The 18587-nt window shown below is 60.2% G+C and carries 14 protein-coding genes; 7 read left to right on the top strand and 7 right to left on the bottom strand.

Going from position 1 to position 18587, the window contains the following annotated elements; genetic code table 11:
• Nucleotides 1–46: 46 nt before the first annotated feature.
• The 7 genes from PV760_RS09655 to PV760_RS09625 all read left to right on the top strand — a co-directional run bounded on the left by PV760_RS09655 (nucleotide 47) and on the right by PV760_RS09625 (nucleotide 7702).
• Entirely contained in the window at nucleotides 47–664 is a 618-nt protein-coding gene (locus PV760_RS09655) for an acyltransferase (protein WP_018776426.1), read from the top strand.
• Nucleotides 661–1752, top strand: a complete 1092-nt coding sequence (locus PV760_RS09650; protein ID WP_354627626.1) for a DegT/DnrJ/EryC1/StrS family aminotransferase — start codon at nucleotides 661–663, stop codon at nucleotides 1750–1752. The genes PV760_RS09655 and PV760_RS09650 overlap by 4 nt, the downstream gene beginning before the upstream one ends.
• Nucleotides 1752–2738: a Gfo/Idh/MocA family protein gene (locus tag PV760_RS09645; RefSeq protein WP_018776424.1), complete on the top strand. Its 987-nt coding sequence runs from the start codon at nucleotides 1752–1754 to the stop codon at nucleotides 2736–2738. The genes PV760_RS09650 and PV760_RS09645 overlap by 1 nt, the downstream gene beginning before the upstream one ends.
• 184 nt (nucleotides 2739–2922) lie before the next feature.
• Nucleotides 2923–4107, top strand: a complete 1185-nt coding sequence (gene glf / locus PV760_RS09640; RefSeq protein WP_018776423.1) for a UDP-galactopyranose mutase — start codon at nucleotides 2923–2925, stop codon at nucleotides 4105–4107.
• The gene (locus PV760_RS09635) at nucleotides 4104–6113 is read left to right on the top strand and encodes a glycosyltransferase (RefSeq protein ID WP_018776422.1); all 2010 of its coding nucleotides are present in this window, start codon (nucleotides 4104–4106) and stop codon (nucleotides 6111–6113) included. Before glf ends, PV760_RS09635 begins: the two co-directional genes overlap by 4 nt.
• A gap of 2 nt (nucleotides 6114–6115) precedes the next feature.
• On the top strand, nucleotides 6116–6973 hold the full coding sequence (locus tag PV760_RS09630) for an ABC transporter permease (RefSeq protein WP_018776421.1): 858 nt from the start codon (nucleotides 6116–6118) through the stop codon (nucleotides 6971–6973).
• Entirely contained in the window at nucleotides 6974–7702 is a 729-nt protein-coding gene (locus PV760_RS09625; RefSeq protein ID WP_018776420.1) for an ABC transporter ATP-binding protein, read from the top strand.
• Between the two features lie 264 nt (nucleotides 7703–7966).
• Here the strand turns inward: PV760_RS09625 and PV760_RS09620 are convergent, their stop codons facing one another.
• The 7 genes from PV760_RS09620 to PV760_RS09590 all read right to left on the bottom strand — a co-directional run bounded on the left by PV760_RS09620 (nucleotide 7967) and on the right by PV760_RS09590 (nucleotide 18357).
• Entirely contained in the window at nucleotides 7967–10210 is a 2244-nt protein-coding gene (locus PV760_RS09620) for a glycosyltransferase family protein (RefSeq protein WP_110503926.1), read from the bottom strand.
• A 99-nt stretch (nucleotides 10211–10309) separates the two neighbouring features.
• The gene (locus PV760_RS09615) at nucleotides 10310–11335 is read right to left on the bottom strand and encodes a lysylphosphatidylglycerol synthase domain-containing protein (RefSeq protein ID WP_018776418.1); all 1026 of its coding nucleotides are present in this window, start codon (nucleotides 11333–11335) and stop codon (nucleotides 10310–10312) included.
• On the bottom strand, nucleotides 11332–12087 hold the full coding sequence (locus PV760_RS09610) for a glycosyltransferase (RefSeq protein ID WP_018776417.1): 756 nt from the start codon (nucleotides 12085–12087) through the stop codon (nucleotides 11332–11334). Before PV760_RS09610 ends, PV760_RS09615 begins: the two co-directional genes overlap by 4 nt.
• Before the next feature lie 214 nt (nucleotides 12088–12301).
• On the bottom strand, nucleotides 12302–15397 hold the full coding sequence (locus tag PV760_RS09605) for a chitobiase/beta-hexosaminidase C-terminal domain-containing protein (protein WP_354627625.1): 3096 nt from the start codon (nucleotides 15395–15397) through the stop codon (nucleotides 12302–12304).
• A complete protein-coding gene (locus PV760_RS09600; RefSeq protein WP_018776415.1) occupies nucleotides 15397–15723 on the bottom strand; it encodes a hypothetical protein in 327 nt (108 codons plus the stop codon). The genes PV760_RS09605 and PV760_RS09600 overlap by 1 nt, the downstream gene beginning before the upstream one ends.
• 285 nt (nucleotides 15724–16008) lie before the next feature.
• Nucleotides 16009–16839, bottom strand: a complete 831-nt coding sequence (locus PV760_RS09595) for a hypothetical protein (protein WP_354627624.1) — start codon at nucleotides 16837–16839, stop codon at nucleotides 16009–16011.
• A 171-nt stretch (nucleotides 16840–17010) separates the two neighbouring features.
• Nucleotides 17011–18357 (bottom strand): hypothetical protein, encoded by a 1347-nt coding sequence (locus tag PV760_RS09590; protein ID WP_018776412.1) that lies wholly within the window; start codon nucleotides 18355–18357, stop codon nucleotides 17011–17013.
• Between the last annotated feature and the right edge of the window lie 230 nt (nucleotides 18358–18587).

Genomic DNA, 18587 nt, shown 5'->3' with positions numbered 1-18587 from the left:
ACGCTGTGGCTTTGTGTCTCAGCTAAGATGAAACTCGTTGTCGCGTGTGCTCAATGAGGAAGGACCTTCACCGGTGATAGTGGTTGCGGAGAGCGCCGATGTTTCAGACAAGGCGGTAATTGGTGATGGATCGAAGATTTGGCATCTTGCCCAGGTCCGCGAGCAGGCCGAACTAGGGGTCAATTGCATCGTCGGACGCGGGGCCTACATCGGCTCCGGAGTCAAGATGGGGGACAACTGCAAAGTTCAGAACTATGCGCTTGTCTACGAGCCCGCGGAACTGGAGGCAGGGGTCTTCATCGGACCCGCCGTAGTGCTGACGAATGACACATACCCCCGGGCAGTTGCACCCGATGGAACTTTGAAGAGCGCCCATGATTGGGAGCCCGTGGGCGTCACTATTCGTGAAGGCGCGTCCATCGGCGCCCGCGCTGTATGTGTTGCTCCGGTCACGATCGGACGCTGGGCTACTGTGGCCGCGGGTGCTGTCGTGGCCAAAGATGTTCCTGATTTTGCTTTGATGGTCGGAGTTCCGGCCAAGCGCCATGGTTGGGTCGGCAAGGCCGGTTTCCCGCTGCAACGCAGCGGTGACAACTGGGTATGCCCGGAAACCGGCGCCACATATGTTGAACAGAACGAGACCCTTCGAGAGGTAGAGGCATGAGCCCCGAATTCATTCCCCCCGCCAAGCCCATCATCGGTGATGAAGAGCGCAAGGCAGTAGAGGCTGTTCTGGCCTCCGGCCAACTCGCACAGGGTTCGGAGGTTGCGTCCTTTGAACAGGAATTCTCGCAGGTCCTCCTGGACGGCAGGGCAGCCGTGGCCGTCAACTCCGGAACATCCGGTTTGCACCTCGGCCTTTTGGCTGCGGGCATTGGCCCTGGCGATGAAGTCATCGTGCCGTCGTTTACCTTCGCGGCAACAGCCAACTCCGTGGCCTTGACGGGTGCTACTCCTGTCTTCGCCGATGTGGACATCGACCACTACACGCTGGATCCTGCTTCCGTCGAGTCGAAGATCACGGACCGCACCGCAGCCATCATGCCGGTGCACCTCTACGGTCACCCGTTTGACGTGGACGGAATCGGTGCAGTCGCCGCCAAGCACGGCGTGAAGGTCTTTGAAGACGCTGCCCAGGCACACGGCGCGGCAGTCAACGGCCGCAAGGTCGGTACATTCGGCGATTTCGCCATGTTCAGCTTGTACCCGACGAAGAACATGACCTCCGGTGAGGGCGGCATGGTCAGCACCGGCCTGGCCGACGTCGAACGGCGGCTTCGGTTGCTTCGCAACCAGGGCATGGAGCGCCAGTACGAAAACGAACTGGTTGGCTTCAACGCGCGCATGACCAACATTCACGCAGCAATCGGTCGTGTGCAGCTGACCAAGGTCGAAGGCTGGACGAAGACCCGGCAGGAGAACGCAGCATTCTTCGATGCAAACATCGAAGGTGTCGTTACCCCGAAGGTCGTTGAAGGCTACGAGCACGTTTATCACCAGTACACCATCCGGATTGCCGAGGACCGTGATGGCTTCGCGAAGGCCTTGCGCGAGGAGTACAACGTGGGCTGCGGCGTCTACTACCCGATTCCCAACCACCGCCTTGCGCCGTTCCAGACCTCCGATGACCTGCCGGTCACTGAAGAAGCGGCCTCCACTGTGCTGTCCCTTCCCGTGCACCCGTCACTTAGCCAGGATGACCTTGACCGGATCGTCGCTGCTGTCAACGCCGTTGCAAAGGCAGGTAGCTAGTGGCAAATCTGCGCGCTGGCCTCATTGGGCTGGGCATGATGGGCCGTCACCACGCACGCGTTATCCGCGAGCTCGAGGGTGTTGACCTTGTCGCCGTCGCTGACTCCTTTGGAGACCCCCACAACGTTGCCAGTGGGCTGGAGGTTTGCAATTCCGTCGAGCAACTCATTGAGCAGGGCATCGACATGGCTGTCGCCGCCGTGCCGACAATCCTCCACGAGGAAGTTGCCCTCCAGCTGGCCGAGGCCGGCGTGCACTGCTTGGTGGAAAAGCCGATTGCCAACGATTCTGTCTCCGGCCGCCGGATTGCGGAGGCCTTTGATTCCAAAGGCTTGATCGGCGCCGTTGGGCACATCGAGCGCTTCAACCCCTCCCTGCAGAGCCTCCGTGAGCGGCTTGAAAATGGCGATCTCGGCGAGGTCTACCAGATCTCCACCCGGCGCCAGGGCCCGTTCCCGTCCCGGATTGCCGACGTTGGAGTGGTCAAGGATCTTGCTACCCACGACATCGACCTCACCGCATGGCTGGCCCAGAGTAACTTTGTCAACGTCGTTGCGCACACTACATCACGGAGTGGTCGTCAGCACGAGGACATGGTCACTGCGATCGGGCACCTCAAGGACGGCGTAGTAACCAACCACATCGTCAACTGGCTCTCACCCATGAAGGAACGCACGACGGTTGTCCTGGGCGAGCGTGGCGCATACATTGCCGACACGATTTCCGCTGACTTGACGTTTGTCGAGAACGGCACCTTCCAGACGGACTGGGATTCCATCGCGGCATTCCGTGGTGTGTCCGAGGGATCGTCGACCCGTTTTGCCTTGGCCAAGCGTGAACCACTGAAGATGGAACATGAGGCTTTCCGCGACGCCGTTCTGGGCAAGTCCATGAACATTGTCACAATGGCCGAAGGCCTTGAGACCCTGCGCGTTGCTGAGGCTGTACTCAAATCAGCCGAAACGGGCGCTGTCGTCGCGCTGTAGCGCGGCTGGATTTTTGCACATTTGAACGGGAGGCTGGCGCAGGCCACGCCTCCCGTTCGTTTTTCCGGTCAATCGCTGCCCCCTTACGCGCGTTCCCGAATCGGGATTCGATCGTAACGTCGGGTAGCCTTGACCAGTAGACGTGGGCATTTTTGTGCCCGCACGCCAATACACAGGAGAGTTTGTGAACGCTGATCTCGTCGTCGTCGGCTCGGGTTTCTTTGGCCTGACCATTGCAGAACGCGCCGCTACCGAGTTGGGGCTGAAGGTTGCGGTGCTTGATCGCCGCCACCACATTGGTGGAAACGCCTACAGCGAGAACGAAGCGCAGACTGGAATTGAGGTGCACCGCTACGGAGCGCACCTCTTCCACACGTCCAACGAACGCGTTTGGGAGTACGTGAACCGTTTCACGACCTTCACGAAGTACCAGCACAAGGTTTACACCAGCCACAAGGGCGAGGTGTACCCGATGCCCATCAACCTGGGCACCATCAACCAGTTCTTCCGTTCGGCCATGAGCCCGACCGAAGCGAAGGCACTCATCGCCGAGCAGGCCGGTGAACTCGCCGGTACTGATCCGCAGAACCTGAACGACAAGGGTATCCAGCTGATCGGACGCCCGCTCTACGAAGCGTTCATCAAGCACTACACGGGCAAGCAGTGGCAGACGGACCCCAAGGACCTGCCCGCGGAGATCATTTCCCGGCTCCCGGTTCGCTACAACTACGACAACCGCTACTTCAATGACACGTACGAAGGGCTGCCGGTCGACGGATACACGGCCTGGATCGAGCGTATGGCGGACCACCCCAACATCGAAGTTGTCCTCAACACGGACTTCTTCGACGACGGCGAGTTCGGCCGGTCTTCCGTGCTGGGACAGGTGCCTGTCATCTACACGGGTCCCGTGGACCGCTACTTTGACTACGCAGAAGGTGACCTCTCCTGGCGCACCATCGACCTTGAAGAAGAGGTCCTGCCCATTGAGGACTTCCAGGGTTGCGCAGTGATGAACTATCCCGACGCCGAGGAAAAGTACACGCGCATCCACGAATTCCGCCACTTCCACCCGGAGCGGGATTACACCAAGGACGCGACGGTCATCATGCGCGAGTTCTCGCGCTTTGCGGAGAAGGGCGACGAGCCGTACTACCCCGTCAACACTTCCGACGATCGCCAAAAGCTGCTTGCTTACCGCGATCTGGCCAAGGGTGAGAAGTCCGTTCTGTTCGGTGGCCGCCTTGGAACGTACAAGTACCTCGATATGCACATGGCGATCGGTTCAGCTTTGTCCATGTACGACAACAAGATCAAGCCGCACTTCACAGGCGGCGCCAAGCTTGAAAGTGGGGGAGTGGACGCATGACCACCACAACAAACGAAAGCCAGGAGACTGCCATGACGGCTTCCACCGACGTGAATGCCCCCGGTTCAACTGAACAGAACCTGCGGATTGTCCAGCGTGTCATTTTCCCGGCGAACCGTGACCTCGACACCCTCCCCCTGTACGTAGACCCGGACACGAGCACAGTTCAAAGATCAGGCCGGGGAAGCTCGGATGTGCAGGCCGTCGGCATGACCCGGCAGCTCCACCCGGAGGACATCCTCGACCGCGGTTCCGTCCAGGTCCGCCGTGGCGAACGTCTTTCCTTCGGCTCCTACTTCAACGCTTTCCCGGCGAGCTACTGGCGCAAATGGACGATTGCCACAAAGACGGTCCTTCACCTCGAAACCGAGGGCGAAGGTACGATCATTGTCTACCGCTCCAACGCACGCGGTGCATCCCAGCGTGTCGATTCCGTGTTGGTCGAGGGTTCCGCCTCGAACGATTTCGAGCTGACTCTTGCCCCGTTCGGCGACGGCGGGTGGTACTGGTTTGACCTGATCGCCGGCGGTGACGGCATGACCCTGAAGAGCGCTCACTGGGCCGTTCCGGACGAGGGCCGCACCCAGGGGCGCGTGACGTTGGGTGTCACCACCTTCAACCGCGCAGACTACTGCCTGGAAACCATCAAGGCTATTGACGGAGACCCCGGTCTTCGGGAAATTCTTGCCGAACTGATCATCGTCGACCAAGGAAACAAAAAGGTCGCCGACGAAGCCGGTTTCGACGCTGTCGCTGAATCCATGGGAGACCAGCTCCGGATCATCAACCAGGGCAACCTCGGCGGTTCGGGTGGTTTCGCACGCAACATGTACGAGATGCTCGTTTCAGACAAGAGCGACTACGTCATGCTGCTCGATGACGACATTGAACTTGAGACAGAGGGCGTTATGCGCGCAGTGGCGTTCGCCGATCTCTGCCGCAAACCGACCATCGTCGGCGGACACATGTTTGACATGTACAACAAGTCTGTCCTGCATGCCTACTCAGAGGTGGTCAACTTCTACAGGTTCCTGTGGGGACCGGTGGAGGGCCTTGGCAATCATGACTTCTCCCAGGCCGGCCTGCGGTCCACGCCTCAGTTGCACCGCCGCTGGGATGCCGACTACAACGGCTGGTGGATGTGCCTCATCCCCAAGGCCGTGGTGGAGACCATCGGGCTCTCCCTGCCGGTGTTCATCAAGTGGGACGACGCTGAATACTCGCTCCGGGCCCGGGCCGCCGGCTTCCCGACAGTGACGCTTCCGGGTGCAGCTGTATGGCACGTCTCATGGGCAGATAAGGACGATTCCGTCGACTGGCAGGCGTACTACCATGAGCGCAACCGGCTCATCGCCACCCTCCTGCACTCCCCGTTCCCCAAGGGCGGACGAATCCTCCGCGAGAGCCTGAACACGGACATCAAGCACTTGGTGTCGATGCAGTACTACCCCGAGCAGGCCCGCGTCATGGCCCTGCGGGACGTCCTCGCCGGTCCCGGCGACCTGCACAAACAGCTGCCGACCACGATGCCGAAGCTTCGCGCCATGCGTGAAGAGTTCCCCGACTCCCAGGTCAAGACGGACCCCGCGGCGTTCCCGGAAGTTTTCCGGAAGCGCCCGCCCAAGAAGCCCCAGTCCTACAAGCAGCCGGGTGCGCTCGGTCTGTTGCCATGGGCAGTGAAAACCGTCCTGAAGCAGACGCTGGCTCCCGTCCGCGACACGGCCAAGGCCAACCCGGAGGCCCAAGTGGCCCACCAGGACGGAAAGTGGTGGAGCCTGGCCCACCTCGACAGCGCTGTGGTCTCGAACGCTGACGGCACCGGAGCTTCCTGGCACCTTAGGGACCCCAGGATGGCCCGCCAGTTGGTGGTTGAGTCTGCCAAGCTCCACGCACAGCTCTTCTCCAACTGGGAGACCCTTCGCGCGCAATACCGCGATGCCCTCCCGGAGATCACCTCCATGGAATCCTGGCGGGAAACGTTCGAAGCATCGGAGCCTAACAAGTAGCAATGGCCACTTCCACTGATACGTATGCTGTTCCAGGGGTAGGTGCCGGTCTGCTCGACGTCTATCGACGCCGGTACCTCCTCAAGTTGATCGTCCGCAAGGAACTCCGTGTTCGTTACCGGGGTTCGGTTCTCGGGCTGGCATGGTCCTACGTCAAGCCCCTGGTCCAGTACGTAGTGCTGTTCTTTGCGTTGGGCATTGTGCTGCGGGTTGGGGATCAGATCCCCAACTACGCGCTGTACATGTTCTCCGGCGTCATCGTTATCAACTTCTTCTCAGAAGCTTTCTCGAATGCCACGCGGTCCATTGTCTCCAACGCTGCGTTGGTGAAGAAGATCTATCTGCCGCGTGAGTTGTTCCCGGTTGCTTCAGTGTGGGTCGCTGCGGTCCATTTCCTGCCGCAGCTGGTGGTCCTGCTTGCTGCCGCCTTGCTCACAGGCTGGCATCCGGACATCCTGCAACTCATCGGGGCTGCATTGGGCTTCGTCATTGTGGCTGTCACAGCGACTGGTCTGGGGTTGCTGGCTGGTGCCATCAACGTCTTCTTCAGGGACGCAGAGAACATCGTCGACATGTTGATGATGATCGTTACCTGGACCTCCCCGGTTCTTTACGACTGGACCATGATCAGACGCCTGGCCCCGGAATGGGTGCTGGTGATTTACCAGCTGAATCCGATCACGGTGGCCGTCGAACTGTTCCACTGGGCGTTCTGGTACCCAACAGTCAACCGGCCCGTTGAGTTGCCTCCCCATTTGATGTGGACCGGTCTGCTCGGACTCGGTATGGCTGCTTTGTTCCTTATTATCGGCCAGCTCGTGTTCCGACGGCTCGAGGGCCACTTTGCGCAGGAGGTCTAAATGGGTGCTGCCGTAATCGTCAAGGACCTCAAGAAAACGTTCAATCTTCGCCACTCGCACTCCTTGAAGGAAACGCTTGTTTGGCTGGTGAAGGGACGCAAGGGCGATCTGACCCGAAGGTTTGATGCGCTCCATGACGTCAGCTTTGAAATCCAGCCCGGGGAGACTGTCGCCCTCCTGGGCTTCAACGGTTCAGGTAAGTCCACCCTTCTGAAGCTCATTTCCGGAGTCATCCTTCCCGACAAGGGGACGGTGCGCACGAAAGGCCGCGTCGCCGGCCTCATCGAGGTGGGCGCAGGATTCCACCCGGATCTTTCCGGACGTGAGAATGTGTTCCTGAACGCAGCGATCCTGGGCATGACAGAACAGGAGATCAACGAGAAGTTTGACGACATAGTCGCGTTCTCCGAGATCGAGCAGTTCATCGATACCGAGGTGAAATTCTATTCTTCCGGTATGTTCCTGCGCCTCGCTTTCGCGGTCGCGGTCCACACCCAGCCGGACATTTTCCTTGTGGACGAAATTCTTGCCGTAGGTGACGAGCCTTTCCAGAGAAAGTGCCTCGCCAAGATCAAGCAGCTCTCAGATGAGGGCCGGACACTGGTGGTAGTCAGCCACGACCTCGACATGATCTCCAGGATTTGCGACAGGGGAGTGGTGCTTTCATCCGGCACCGTGCAGTTCGAAGGGCCTGCCGAGGAGGCAGTAGCCTGGCTCCGCGAGCACTGATTCCGAGGGCAGCAAACTCCTTGTCATTAGGAGTCGCAGCCAACACAGAAAGGCCACCGTACCTCTTTTCACAGAGGCACGGTGGCCTTTTTTGCGCCCCACGGTCACGTGCAAGGGGCCATAGGGCGCCGGCAAGATAGGTGACCCTGCAACCCGGCGTTCCCAGGGCAACTGCCAACAGGTGGACAGTGAGATTCCTGTGTACGAAAAGAGCGCCCAAACCCGAAGGCGTGGACGCTCTTTTCCCTGACTGGGATGCCCTGGCTACACGGTGACCTTTTCGGCCGGTTCTGCGACTACCTGCTCAGCGGACTTTCCGCGGCGGTAGCGCCGCACATAGTGGAATACGGTGAACAGCAGAATCCCGAACCACGCAGCTGCCTGGGCGGCAAGTCCCATGGTGAGTCCCGGCGTCGTGAAGGAAATGTCAACGGACTTGGCGCCGGCGGGGATGTCCACCATGATGACGCCGGCAGGTCCCTGCGTGAGCTTCTGTGTCTCGCCGTCGACCTTGACGGTGTAACCGGGCCAGGCGAGCCGCGCGAAGGTCAGTTTTCCAGCGTTGCCGTTGCCAGAGAGCTGGACGTGTTCGTCGTTCCCTGTCCGCACTGAGTCCTGGACGGTGATGCCGTCAGAAACCCATGAGACAGTGCCGGGGTGTGGCAAGGGGTTCTGGCGCTGCAGGATGGTCCGGGTCTCGTCTGATGCAACAATCGACCATCCCGGCGCGATGTCCAGCTGGTCCGGAGCGATCAGGGTTTTCTGGACGGCGACGGTTTCAACCTGAAGGACGTCAGCCAACGTGGCGTCGATTTCAGGCGAGGCCTGTTTGAACAGCTCGGTGTAGGCCAGCGGGCACGTTTCGCCGCGGTAGTTCATGCACAAGGCATTGACGTACGTCGTGAAGCTGATTCCGCTGTAGCGGCCCATGCTGTTGTTGACGTCAGCGTTGAGGATCTGGTTGCCGTACAGGAGGCGTCCCTCGGTGAATTCCGCGCCCGTGATCTTCATGGTGTTGAAGACCTGGATGGTGTTTCCTTTGTAGTTGCTGGTGGCATCCCGGAGGGTATCGGCATCCACGGGAGAGCCGATACCTGCAACTGCATTGTTAGGGACGAACTGACGGGACTGCATGCCCAAGGTGGCGATGGTTCCGACCACCATGACGGCGGCAAGGCCCCGGTAACCGAAGCGCTTCCATCCCAGGATCGCAAGCACAACCAGCACCAAAGTCACGGCCAGCGTGAAGAACTGCCACTTGCCGCCCTCCGGAACCATGGACCAGGCCCGGTAGGTTCCGAAGCCGAGGATCGCGACGGTGATGAACAACCGTTTCTTCCAGGCGGTGGTTTTCAAGCCTGCTGAGGCCACTACGGCGACAAGGACGATCACGCCCAAGTACACGTACTCGATGAGACGGATGGGCCAGCGGAAGACCAGAACCTGTGACGGGGCAAACGTCAGGAGGAAGTAGATACCCGTAATGATATAGATGCTGAAGATCTGGCGGGACCGGTTCCTGAAGCTGCGGAAATCCAACCACGGAAGCAGGGGCAGAACGAACCATGCCAGGTAGCTTGAGGGGACGTTGTCGATGGGAGCCCAGAAGTTGTTGATCCGAGGTCTCATGGACGAGGTGCTCATCGTCAGGAGGGAAGACATGTCCGGCGAGAGGAAGAGATCGTTCAGGATCTCATTCTGCTGACGGACCGTTACGGCAGAGCTGAGGGGCAAGGGGAAGTACACCAGGACGGCAGTCAGGCCCACCAGAGCGCCCACGATGACGATCGGGATGAGGCGTCGCCAGTGCCGCATCAGCATCAGTTCGACGGCCACTGCTGCCAGGACGAGAATGACGCCGATGGCTCCGTAGGGATTGCCGGCTGTCATGGTGAGGAAGCCGAGCAGGAACGGAAGGAAGGGCGAGGTGTTGCGTCGGGCGTAGCGGCGCACTGACCACCAGAAAACCGTGATCCAGGCAAAGGCCATGAGACCGCCGGGCCAGCGGGCCGCCTCGTAGAACAGGGTGAAGCCGCTGAACGGAATCGCTACACCGGCAGCCAGGGCCAGTGGCCTGTTTGACCCGTAGTCCCGGGCGAGCATGTACGTTCCAAAAGCCAACAGGGCAATGAACTGGACGATGATGAAGTAGCTCGCCAGCGACAGGTTCTCGAAGTTGGAGACAATGACCGAGTTGACGATGTTTACGGGATTGAATATCCCGTAACCGACCTCGGCCACAATGTTGCCGCCCACCCAGCCCCCCGGTTCCATCAAGGGGAATCTGCCCGAACGAATCTCCTCACCCATGTGCCGCCACAAGGGAAGGAAGGACTGCATCATGTCGTCCCAGTAGTAGAACGTGGGATTGAAGAGCCTGGGGATGATGGACGAGATGGCCGCGATGATGGCGGTAACAATGCCCCAATGCCAATCATGCTTCATGAAGTAGCGCCGCTTGGTGACAGGCGGGCGCTGGGCAGTGGCCTCGGAGGTTACTGCTGTCATGGTGGTACCTTGCTCCTTAGCGCGCGGCATAAGTTTGATTATTGGCCCGAAGAACGCCCGGGAATCGTAGACACCCGGGCGTGGAAAAGACCCACAGCATCAGCTGGGCTCTGAGGTGGAATCTCCGGGGGTCTTGGAAGCGGACTGCCGCCACCGGAAGTGCACAAAAGCGATTCCTACGCAGAGCAGGTCCGCAACAGTGAACATGATCCGGGAAAGCGCGGCGATTGCGGTTGCGGCACCGGCGCTCATCATCCCCGCCAGGGCAAGGATCAGGATGGCTTCCCGTGCGCCAACTCCAGCGGGCAGCAGGAAGGCCAGCACCCCGAGGGTCATCCCGAGAGCGAGGGCACCGGTGAGGACCAGGAACGTCGCCAGGTCCAGGGTTGCCTCGTGACCTACCAGGATCCACAGGTGCAGGCCGAAGCACAGGTACATGAGGACGCCGAGGATGAAGGCTTTGACCATGGTGTTGGCCTGTATCCGCTCAGGCAGCGGTGGCCGGCGGAATACCTTGAGCACGAAGTTGACCAGGAAGGTCACAACGTTTGGGTTCATCGCCAGAATCACGACGGGGAGGATGACGTACAACCATTGCAGGTTCGGTTCCCGCTGGACAAGGATTGGCAGGGCTGAAGCTCCAACCACCAAAGCTGCGCCGATGGTGATGCCGGTACTGACCAAGGAAGCTACGAAGACCTGGGCCCGCGCGATGCCGTTTTTTCGGCCGAGCTCCATCTGGAGGACGAACGCCCAGACGGAGCCGGGAAGATATTTACCGATCTGGCCTACGAGGTAGATCTGGTTCAGGACCAGGCCCTGCGGCTCGATGTCAACAGACCTCAACAGGCTGGCCATGACAACCCGCCACATGTACATGCCCAGAAGAACCCCGGGGATGAGGGCAAGCAGCGAAAGCAGCACCTGCCACCATTGCAGGGCAAAGACCGTGGCTTGGACCTGTGGCCATTGGACTGCGATGAAGTACACCGCAGCGGCAAAGACGATGACCACCAGGGCGCGACGGGCAAAATCCACCAGTTTGGCTTTGGTGGTCTTGACCGGAGGCTGTTCCAAATTCACGTCGTTGTCGTTCGACGGTGTTTCTGCGATCGATCCCGTCATGGGGCGTGTGTCCCCGCGCTGGGAGCAGCTGCCAGTTCGCTCTTGCGCCGGCGCATGGCAACCAGACCCTTGAACATCTTTACGACGTCGGCAGTCCGGATGGTGGTTTCGCCGGGTTCGTCATCGGGCGCCAAAGTAACGGGCACTTCCACTATGTCGAAGCCCTGTTTTTCGGCGGCGTAGACAACCTGGGTGCTGAAAAGGAAACCAGGATCGTCAAAACGGTCCACCATGTTCCGCAACCAGCCGCCGTCGACGATGAGCGTTCCCTGGGAGTCACCGACCTTGGACCCCAGAATCACCTGTCGGAGAGTCTTGAACCCGAAAGTGGTGAGTCCGCGGAGGGGGCTGCGCTGGATGTTCGAATTCTTGTGCGCTTTGGAACCTATGACCACATGCGGTTTTGGTTCGAGCTTCGCGTCCTCGTCAAGATCATCGGTCCCGAAGGGAAGATCATCGGCGGTCAGGAGGACACGGCGTCCGGAACTGGCCTCGATGCCCCTCCGGTACGCGTTTCCCATCCCTTTTTCGCTTTGGAGAACGTGGAATGTCACGTGTGGAGTGTCCACCGCGTGCTCGCGGGCAACCTTGAGTGTGTTGTCGGACGATCCGTTCTCCACGATGATGATCTCGGAGTTGCCACTGGTTAGATAGCCGGAAAGGCGCGCCATTGTTGCCGCCAATATCCGTTCTCCGTTATAGACCGGGATCACAACGGAGAGATCCGGTTGGCCTGCCTGGTCGAAAGTCAAGACTCTCCTCGGTAGTTCGTGCCGACGAATTCTTGACGCCAGCCGCAGCCCGCAACTCTGGCGTCACGAGGTCCTTGCAAACCCTCAGTCTAGTTCATTCCGGCAAACGTTCTGCGGAAGCACGGATGGGCCCACGGAACCCGGCCAACGAAAGGGGTGCACCGGATATTCTCCGATGCACCCCTCGAAACGGCAAGCCGGGCGGTTGGATCCGCTATGGGAGGGAGGTGAATCCCTGCCAACCGTTGCCTACCTGGCTCCAGGCAAGCCACCCGCCGGTGCCATTACCCGGATAGATCCAGAGGTTGCCGCTGGCATCCCGGGCGAGGACATCGGACTTGCCGTTGCCATTGAAATCGCCTGGTCCGAGGAGCGCCGTCATGCCGCCCCAACCGCTGCCGATCTGGGTGCGGGTGCCCCAGCCGCCAGTGCCATTGCCGGGATAGAGCCAAAGCCCGCCGCTGGTATCGCGTGCAATCACGTCGGTCTTGGCATCTCCGTTGAAGTCGCCGGTGCTGAAAAGGGTGTTCATGACGTTCCAGCCGGCCCCGACCTGGGTCGAACCTGCTGTGAATTTACCGAGGCCGTCGCCCTTGTAGAGCCACAGCACGCCTGCCGCATCCCTGGCGAGGACGTCGGATTTGCCATCACCGTTGAAATCTCCGGGGGCAACGATCGCCGTCATTCCGCTCCAGCCACTTCCGACTGACACTGCCGGCTGCCAACCGCCGGTTCCGTTGCCCTTGAAGAGCCACAGCTGTCCGGCGCCATCCCTGGCGAGGACATCGCTTCGTCCATCACCGCTGAAGTCCCGGGTTGGAACGATCAGGTTGTAGTTGTTCCATGCGGTACCGGTGTTGACCTTGCCCAACCATCCACCTGTGCCATTGCCCGGGTAGAGCCACAGTGTTCCGGCTGAATCGCGGGCCAGGACATCGTTCTTGGCATCGGAGTTGTAGTCCTTCCAAGTGTTGGCGGGAGCTGCAGGCAAGGTGTAGGTCTGCGAGGCTACTGCCGATTGGTTCCCTGCAGCATCAACGGCAAAGTACTTCACCGTGGTGGTTGCAGCCGGTGTGATCGTGACTGTCGTGGTGGCTACCTGGCTGGCAACTGTCGGAGTGGTGTTATCCGTCGTGTAGTAGATCTTTGCTCCGGACTCCGTCGTCAAAGTGACGCTCTGTCCCAGGGCCAGATTGCCTCCGGCCGGGTTGGCCGTAACAGCCGGCGCAACGTTATCCAACACATACACCTGTGTCTGGGGTGCGGAGGCATTGTTCGCTGCATCCACTGCGATGTACTTGAGGGTCTTGCTGCCCATCGCAATCGGAGCCGTGTACAGAGTGCTGGCAGTGGTAGGTGTGCTGCCATCCTCTGTGTAGTAGATCTTCGCGTCGGCCTCACTTGCGGTGAGAGCGATCTTGCTGGAAGGACCGTAGGTGCCCGCGACGGGATCTGCTGTCACGGTTGGCGGTGTCGTGTCGGCGACGAAGACCGTAAAGTTCACACCGGCCACCGTCGTGTTTCCGGCCTTGTCCCTGGCTTCAACTTCGAACCTGTTCGGGCCATTGGCGATGTCCGCGTAAACCTTGGGGGAGGTGCATTCAGTGAAGGCATCTGTTCCCAACCGGCAACGGAATCCGGCAATGTCCGGCGAAGTGGAAGCAAACTGGAACTGGTACCCGGCACCCACCGTGGCACCACTGGCGGGAGCGGTGATCGCAACCTGCGGAGCCGTCAGATCCACTGTCACGGTCAAAGCAGCAGCAGGGCCGACGTTCCCGGCGGGGTCCGTGCTCCTGATCCGCAACGTGTGTGCACCCTCCGTGGTCAGCGTGAAGGTATCGCCCGGCACGCAAGCCTTGAAGTCAGCGTCAGCCGTGGAATCAACGGAGCAACTCAGTGTCGTTCCGGGTTCGAACGTCGCGCCGAGAACGGGTTTGCCGTTGACCACCTGTCCGCTGTTCGGTGCTGTGAAGACAGGAGCGGCGGGTGCCACTGTGTCTACGGTAAACGTGCGGGACACGGGAACGCCTCCTGGTGCAGGCCGGACGGAGAACGTCTGTGGCCCATTTGCCAGAACAGCTGAGGTGTAGGTGCCGCTGGTGCAATCTGTCCAAGCGCCGCCGACTGAGCATTCCAGGGCACTGCCACTGGGGTCTGCGCTGACACCGAAGGTGGGTGTGGTGTCGTTGGTGAACGCCGGATTAGGCGATTGGCTACCGTTGGCAAGCGTTGGGCCGGAGGTAATCTGGGCTACGACTCCACCCAGGAGGCTCATCTTTCCTTGGCCGGTGGCCGGTGGGTTGTTCAGCTGTCCTGCATCATCCAGTACCAGCAACTGTCCGGCACGCATGCCCAGGCCGCTGATCTTGCTGAAGCCCAAAGCCCAGGAATTGTCCACGGTCCCGGTGCTGAGATTGAGGCGGGAAACCTTGTCCTTGCCTGCATCGGCGGCAGTGGCTCCGCTGCTTGTGCCCGTGTAGATGATGTGGGCATCGTAGTCGTAGAAGATCGACGATGCGACACCGACATTGTAGGAGGCCAGTGGCACGTAGTTGGTCATGTCGCCGTCGTCGGGAGCCGAGAAGGCCCGCATCCCGGTGGATTCCAGGACGTATACGCTGACGTGTCCGTTGCTGTCCCAACCAGCCGCTACCAGCCCCAGGGCTTTCGTGGTGACCGAGGCGATGGATTCGATGCTGGGATGCTTGATGGTTGGATCAACAATCTTGATGATCGAACGGGCATTCGCAAACGAAAGGTAGATGTTGCCGTCAGGGCCGTCGCTGACGGCATTCGGCCTGACGTCGCCATCCAGGATGGTCAGCGTGCTGCTGTACTCGAAGAGATCCAGTGCGGGACTCCATACGGCACGCACCACATGCGAGCTTCCCACCGATGAATCCGGGATGAACGCCGTCTCGTCTCCACTGCCTGCCGAGGAAGGCGTGGGATCAAGGATGGTGGCGACGCCCGGTACTTTCGGGCCTTGTTGGGATCCGGCCAAGGATCCGCCCAGGCAGGTATCCTTTTCCACGGTGCCGGGCTGGCCATTGACTGGATCGCTCATGCGGCAGAAGCCTGCCACGCTGTCGGAGACCCATACTTTACCGACGGGATCGACTACCGTTCCGGCAGGCTTGGTGAGGCCTGTGCCTACCACCTGTCGTTGTTGGTCGGCATAGGCCGGGGTGCTGGAAACGACAGCGGTCATTCCGGCGACAGCCAAGGCAGCAGCGGCCACGATTGTGGTCAGCTTCCTGCCCCGCAGCAGGCGTTGGGATAAATTCCGGGCTGTGGACTGTTCCATTACGCCACTTCCTTCAGCCACTTGGTCAGCACTGCCGACTGCGGCGCCATGGGGGCCAGCGTCAGTGCGCCTTTGACTATCGGTGCCCCGCCCAGCCCGTAGAGTGCGGTACTGATCGTCGGAGGATTGCTGCGGGTGCATGCCTTGACGATTGCAAGGCAGATGTCCGCCCGCCCACCGGATGCGCCGGCTTCAATGGCAACATTGACGGCTGCGTTTTCCTCGGCTTCAAGAACCTGGGGCTGCGGGCCGACGTAAGCTACGCGGACATCGGCAAACTTCTTGTACTGGGTATTGGCCCAGACTTCGGGAAGGCTCGACAACACCGCGAGCGATTTTCCATCAGCTCCGCGGCAGTCGAACTTGTACCTTTTTACCGGTTCAGGTCTTTCGGGACGAGGAGTGTCGGCATCGCCGGCATTCGTTACGCCCAGCCTGAACGGCTCAACATTTTGCGTGACTTGGACAGAGCAGCCCGTAAGAACGAGACCGGCAAGGCCAAACTGGACGACAGCGCGTCTTGGCATATCCACCGAGGGATCCCCACTTCATTCGGATGCTCCCCAGCTCCGCATGCAGTTGGATTTTCGCCCCAGCCGTTGCCGGCTGCATTACTCCATCTTCTCCCAAATTCCGCATTTGTCACTACTTAAGACGTCTTTTTCTGCAAGAAGAATTCCGCGTTGGCCTTCGGCAGCGTTTCCGGCCGCTTTCTGACCACCATCTGGTCCCTTGACACTCCAAGTGCAGCCTTCCGGCGGCGTCTTCCGGAGGTGGAAGCTTCCGGGTGCCAGCCCGCCGTCGCCTACTACATGCTGACCGTCTCCAGCGCGGGCACCCGCAGCCCATAGGGCAATGATCTTTCCCTGGGGCGCTTTGGGGCACAGCTCGCTTGCTGCCTTCAGCAACTGCCGGCTGCTTCCACCGAAGATGTCCGAAGCAGAATCATCGCTGACGCGGGTACACAGCCCCAGTGCTGCCAGGTAGCTGTCCAGGCCTTGTGCGGGGTCCGTTCCGGGCGCCGCGACGGCAATGACATGGGCCTCGTCATCTGTGGGCTCATAGGGCTGCGGCCCGTCGTAGTTGGCTGTGCAGGAGTCCAGCCGCAGGTAACCCGAAGAGGCCCAGACTTCCGCCAGGCTTGAGAATGTGGTCTCGGGGACTGCGTTCAGACTGGTACAGGTATAGGAAAACCGGCCGGAGTCGTCCGGGTCGCCGGCGCCCTGTCCGCTGCCTTGTCCCTGCCCGCCGCCTTGTCCCTGTCCGCTGGTGGGTTCAGCAGAAGTTTCCGACGGCGGCGCGGACTGTGATGGTGACGTCGGGACCGTGGGGGCTGATGTGGAAGGCGCATTGCTCGAAGGTGTTGCTCCTGGAGCTGAGGAACAGCCCGAAGCAAGCAGCAGCACAGCTGCTGCTACCGCTGCAAGGTTATGAAATCGCATCGTGGCCTCCAGCTCCATGGTTGTCCGGAGCGAATGGCCGGGTCAACAGATTGCCCGGCGAATTGGGTATCGATACCGCTACGAATTGCGCGGCAGAGGTCCGCAGGACGTGCTGCGGTACGTCGAAGGCCCTGGCTTGTTGGCCAAGGCCTTCGACGGAGGTATGCCTGCCTAGGCGAGCATTGAGTTCAGAGTGTTGATGACAGTGGCCTCCACGCCACCAGTACCGCCGAGGAAGTGGCCGATGTGGCCGTAGACGGTCATGGATCCGCCAGCGATTCCAGGGTAGTCAGGATCCCATCCGCCCTCGTAACTGCCGCCCACCGAATAGGGAGGCAGGAATTGGGCGCTGGGCAGGTAGTAGCAGGATTCGTTGCCGTAGCCGCCCACAATGACGCCATTGGCTCCGCCGTACTTTGACCGGAAGTACGCTGCATAGCCACTGACGAGTTCGCCTCCCACTATGCCGATTTTCAGTTGTGGGCTGCCGCCGAATTTCCAAACCTGGAAGGGGCACGTGACGGAGGTGGAGTAGCTTCCGCTGTCGATCCGTCCGATCATCACTTGGGCGTGGCGTCCATACCAGGCCGGATTTCCATCCAGGTTGGGCAGCCTGGACGCGTAGGCCGCGCGCACGGCCGCCAGGTTGCCGGCTGTGGGCGTGATGTCCAGGGGAATCTGTACCTCTTGATAGCTCGTCTGGAGAGGGCTGCCGATGGTCCTTCCGGGGGTCTGCATGGCAATCGAGACGGCCGAACCCAGCTTGGTGGCATACTCGTCGCGAAGTTCCCAGCTGGGTTCGCCCATGGGATTCTGGTCTCCGGCCGCTCCCTGGAGGAAGAGCGCAAAGCAGTTCGTGTTGTTGTTCTCGATGTAGTTGCAGGCCCCCGCCGGGAAATCACCGTCAAAGAGTGTGCGCATGCCGGCAGCTACAGGGTGGCATGCGTAATTGAAAATGACCGCCCTCGCTTTGCCGTTTGCCCGACGCGCGACGATAACGGGAACGGTGTCTTCCAGGTACGGCAGACCTGCCCTGTTGTAAGCGATACTCGCCGTGGTGACTTTGTAGTCGAGAGTCACTGCCGTCTGGGCGTTGTTGAGCGCTTTTTGGGCTGCATCCACGAGGTCGTCTTCGAGCTGTTGGCTGTACGTTTCCACCATGGACAAATCCGACAGGCCGTAGCACATGAACGGGTGGAGGGTATCAACCACCACCGGCCCGTTATGTGTGTGGGTGGATTGGATCAGGATGTCCCCGTTGCTCCAGTTTGCGAGCTGGAGGATTCTCGCCCGGGCGCTTTGATGGAGTGAGTGCGGCAGCGCCAGGATGTCCACGCTCATGATCAGGTTGGGCGAGCCGTTTTCCCAGAGGATTATTGCCCTGGCCCACAGGGATTCGTAAGGTGCACTGCTGGTAGCCTCGCGACCACCGTCGAGGGTCCCGTACCCCGCCATGTATGGGTTGACATCCAACGGTGGGGAAATGCTGACCTTGGCCGTAGAAACGGTAAACGCCATGAAAGATCACTCCTTGATTGTGCGGAATGGTGACCTTCGTTTGCCCCCAAACAAAGCCCGTTTCCCATTGCGCTGAACAGCCAATACGTGAGACCACCTTCATTAGATCACGCAATCCGGAATATGAGGCCTATCCAATGAAGCGAACATCATTTGTTTCATTTGCGATGCTTTGCTACGAAAAACAGAAAGGACCCGCTCGCTCCGTTGTGGAGTTTGCGGGCCCTTCG

The sequence above is a fragment of the Paenarthrobacter sp. CC6 genome (genome assembly GCF_040560085.1).
Lineage (GTDB): Bacteria > Actinomycetota > Actinomycetes > Actinomycetales > Micrococcaceae > Arthrobacter > Arthrobacter nicotinovorans.
This window is presented reverse-complemented; position numbering and strand designations above follow the sequence as displayed.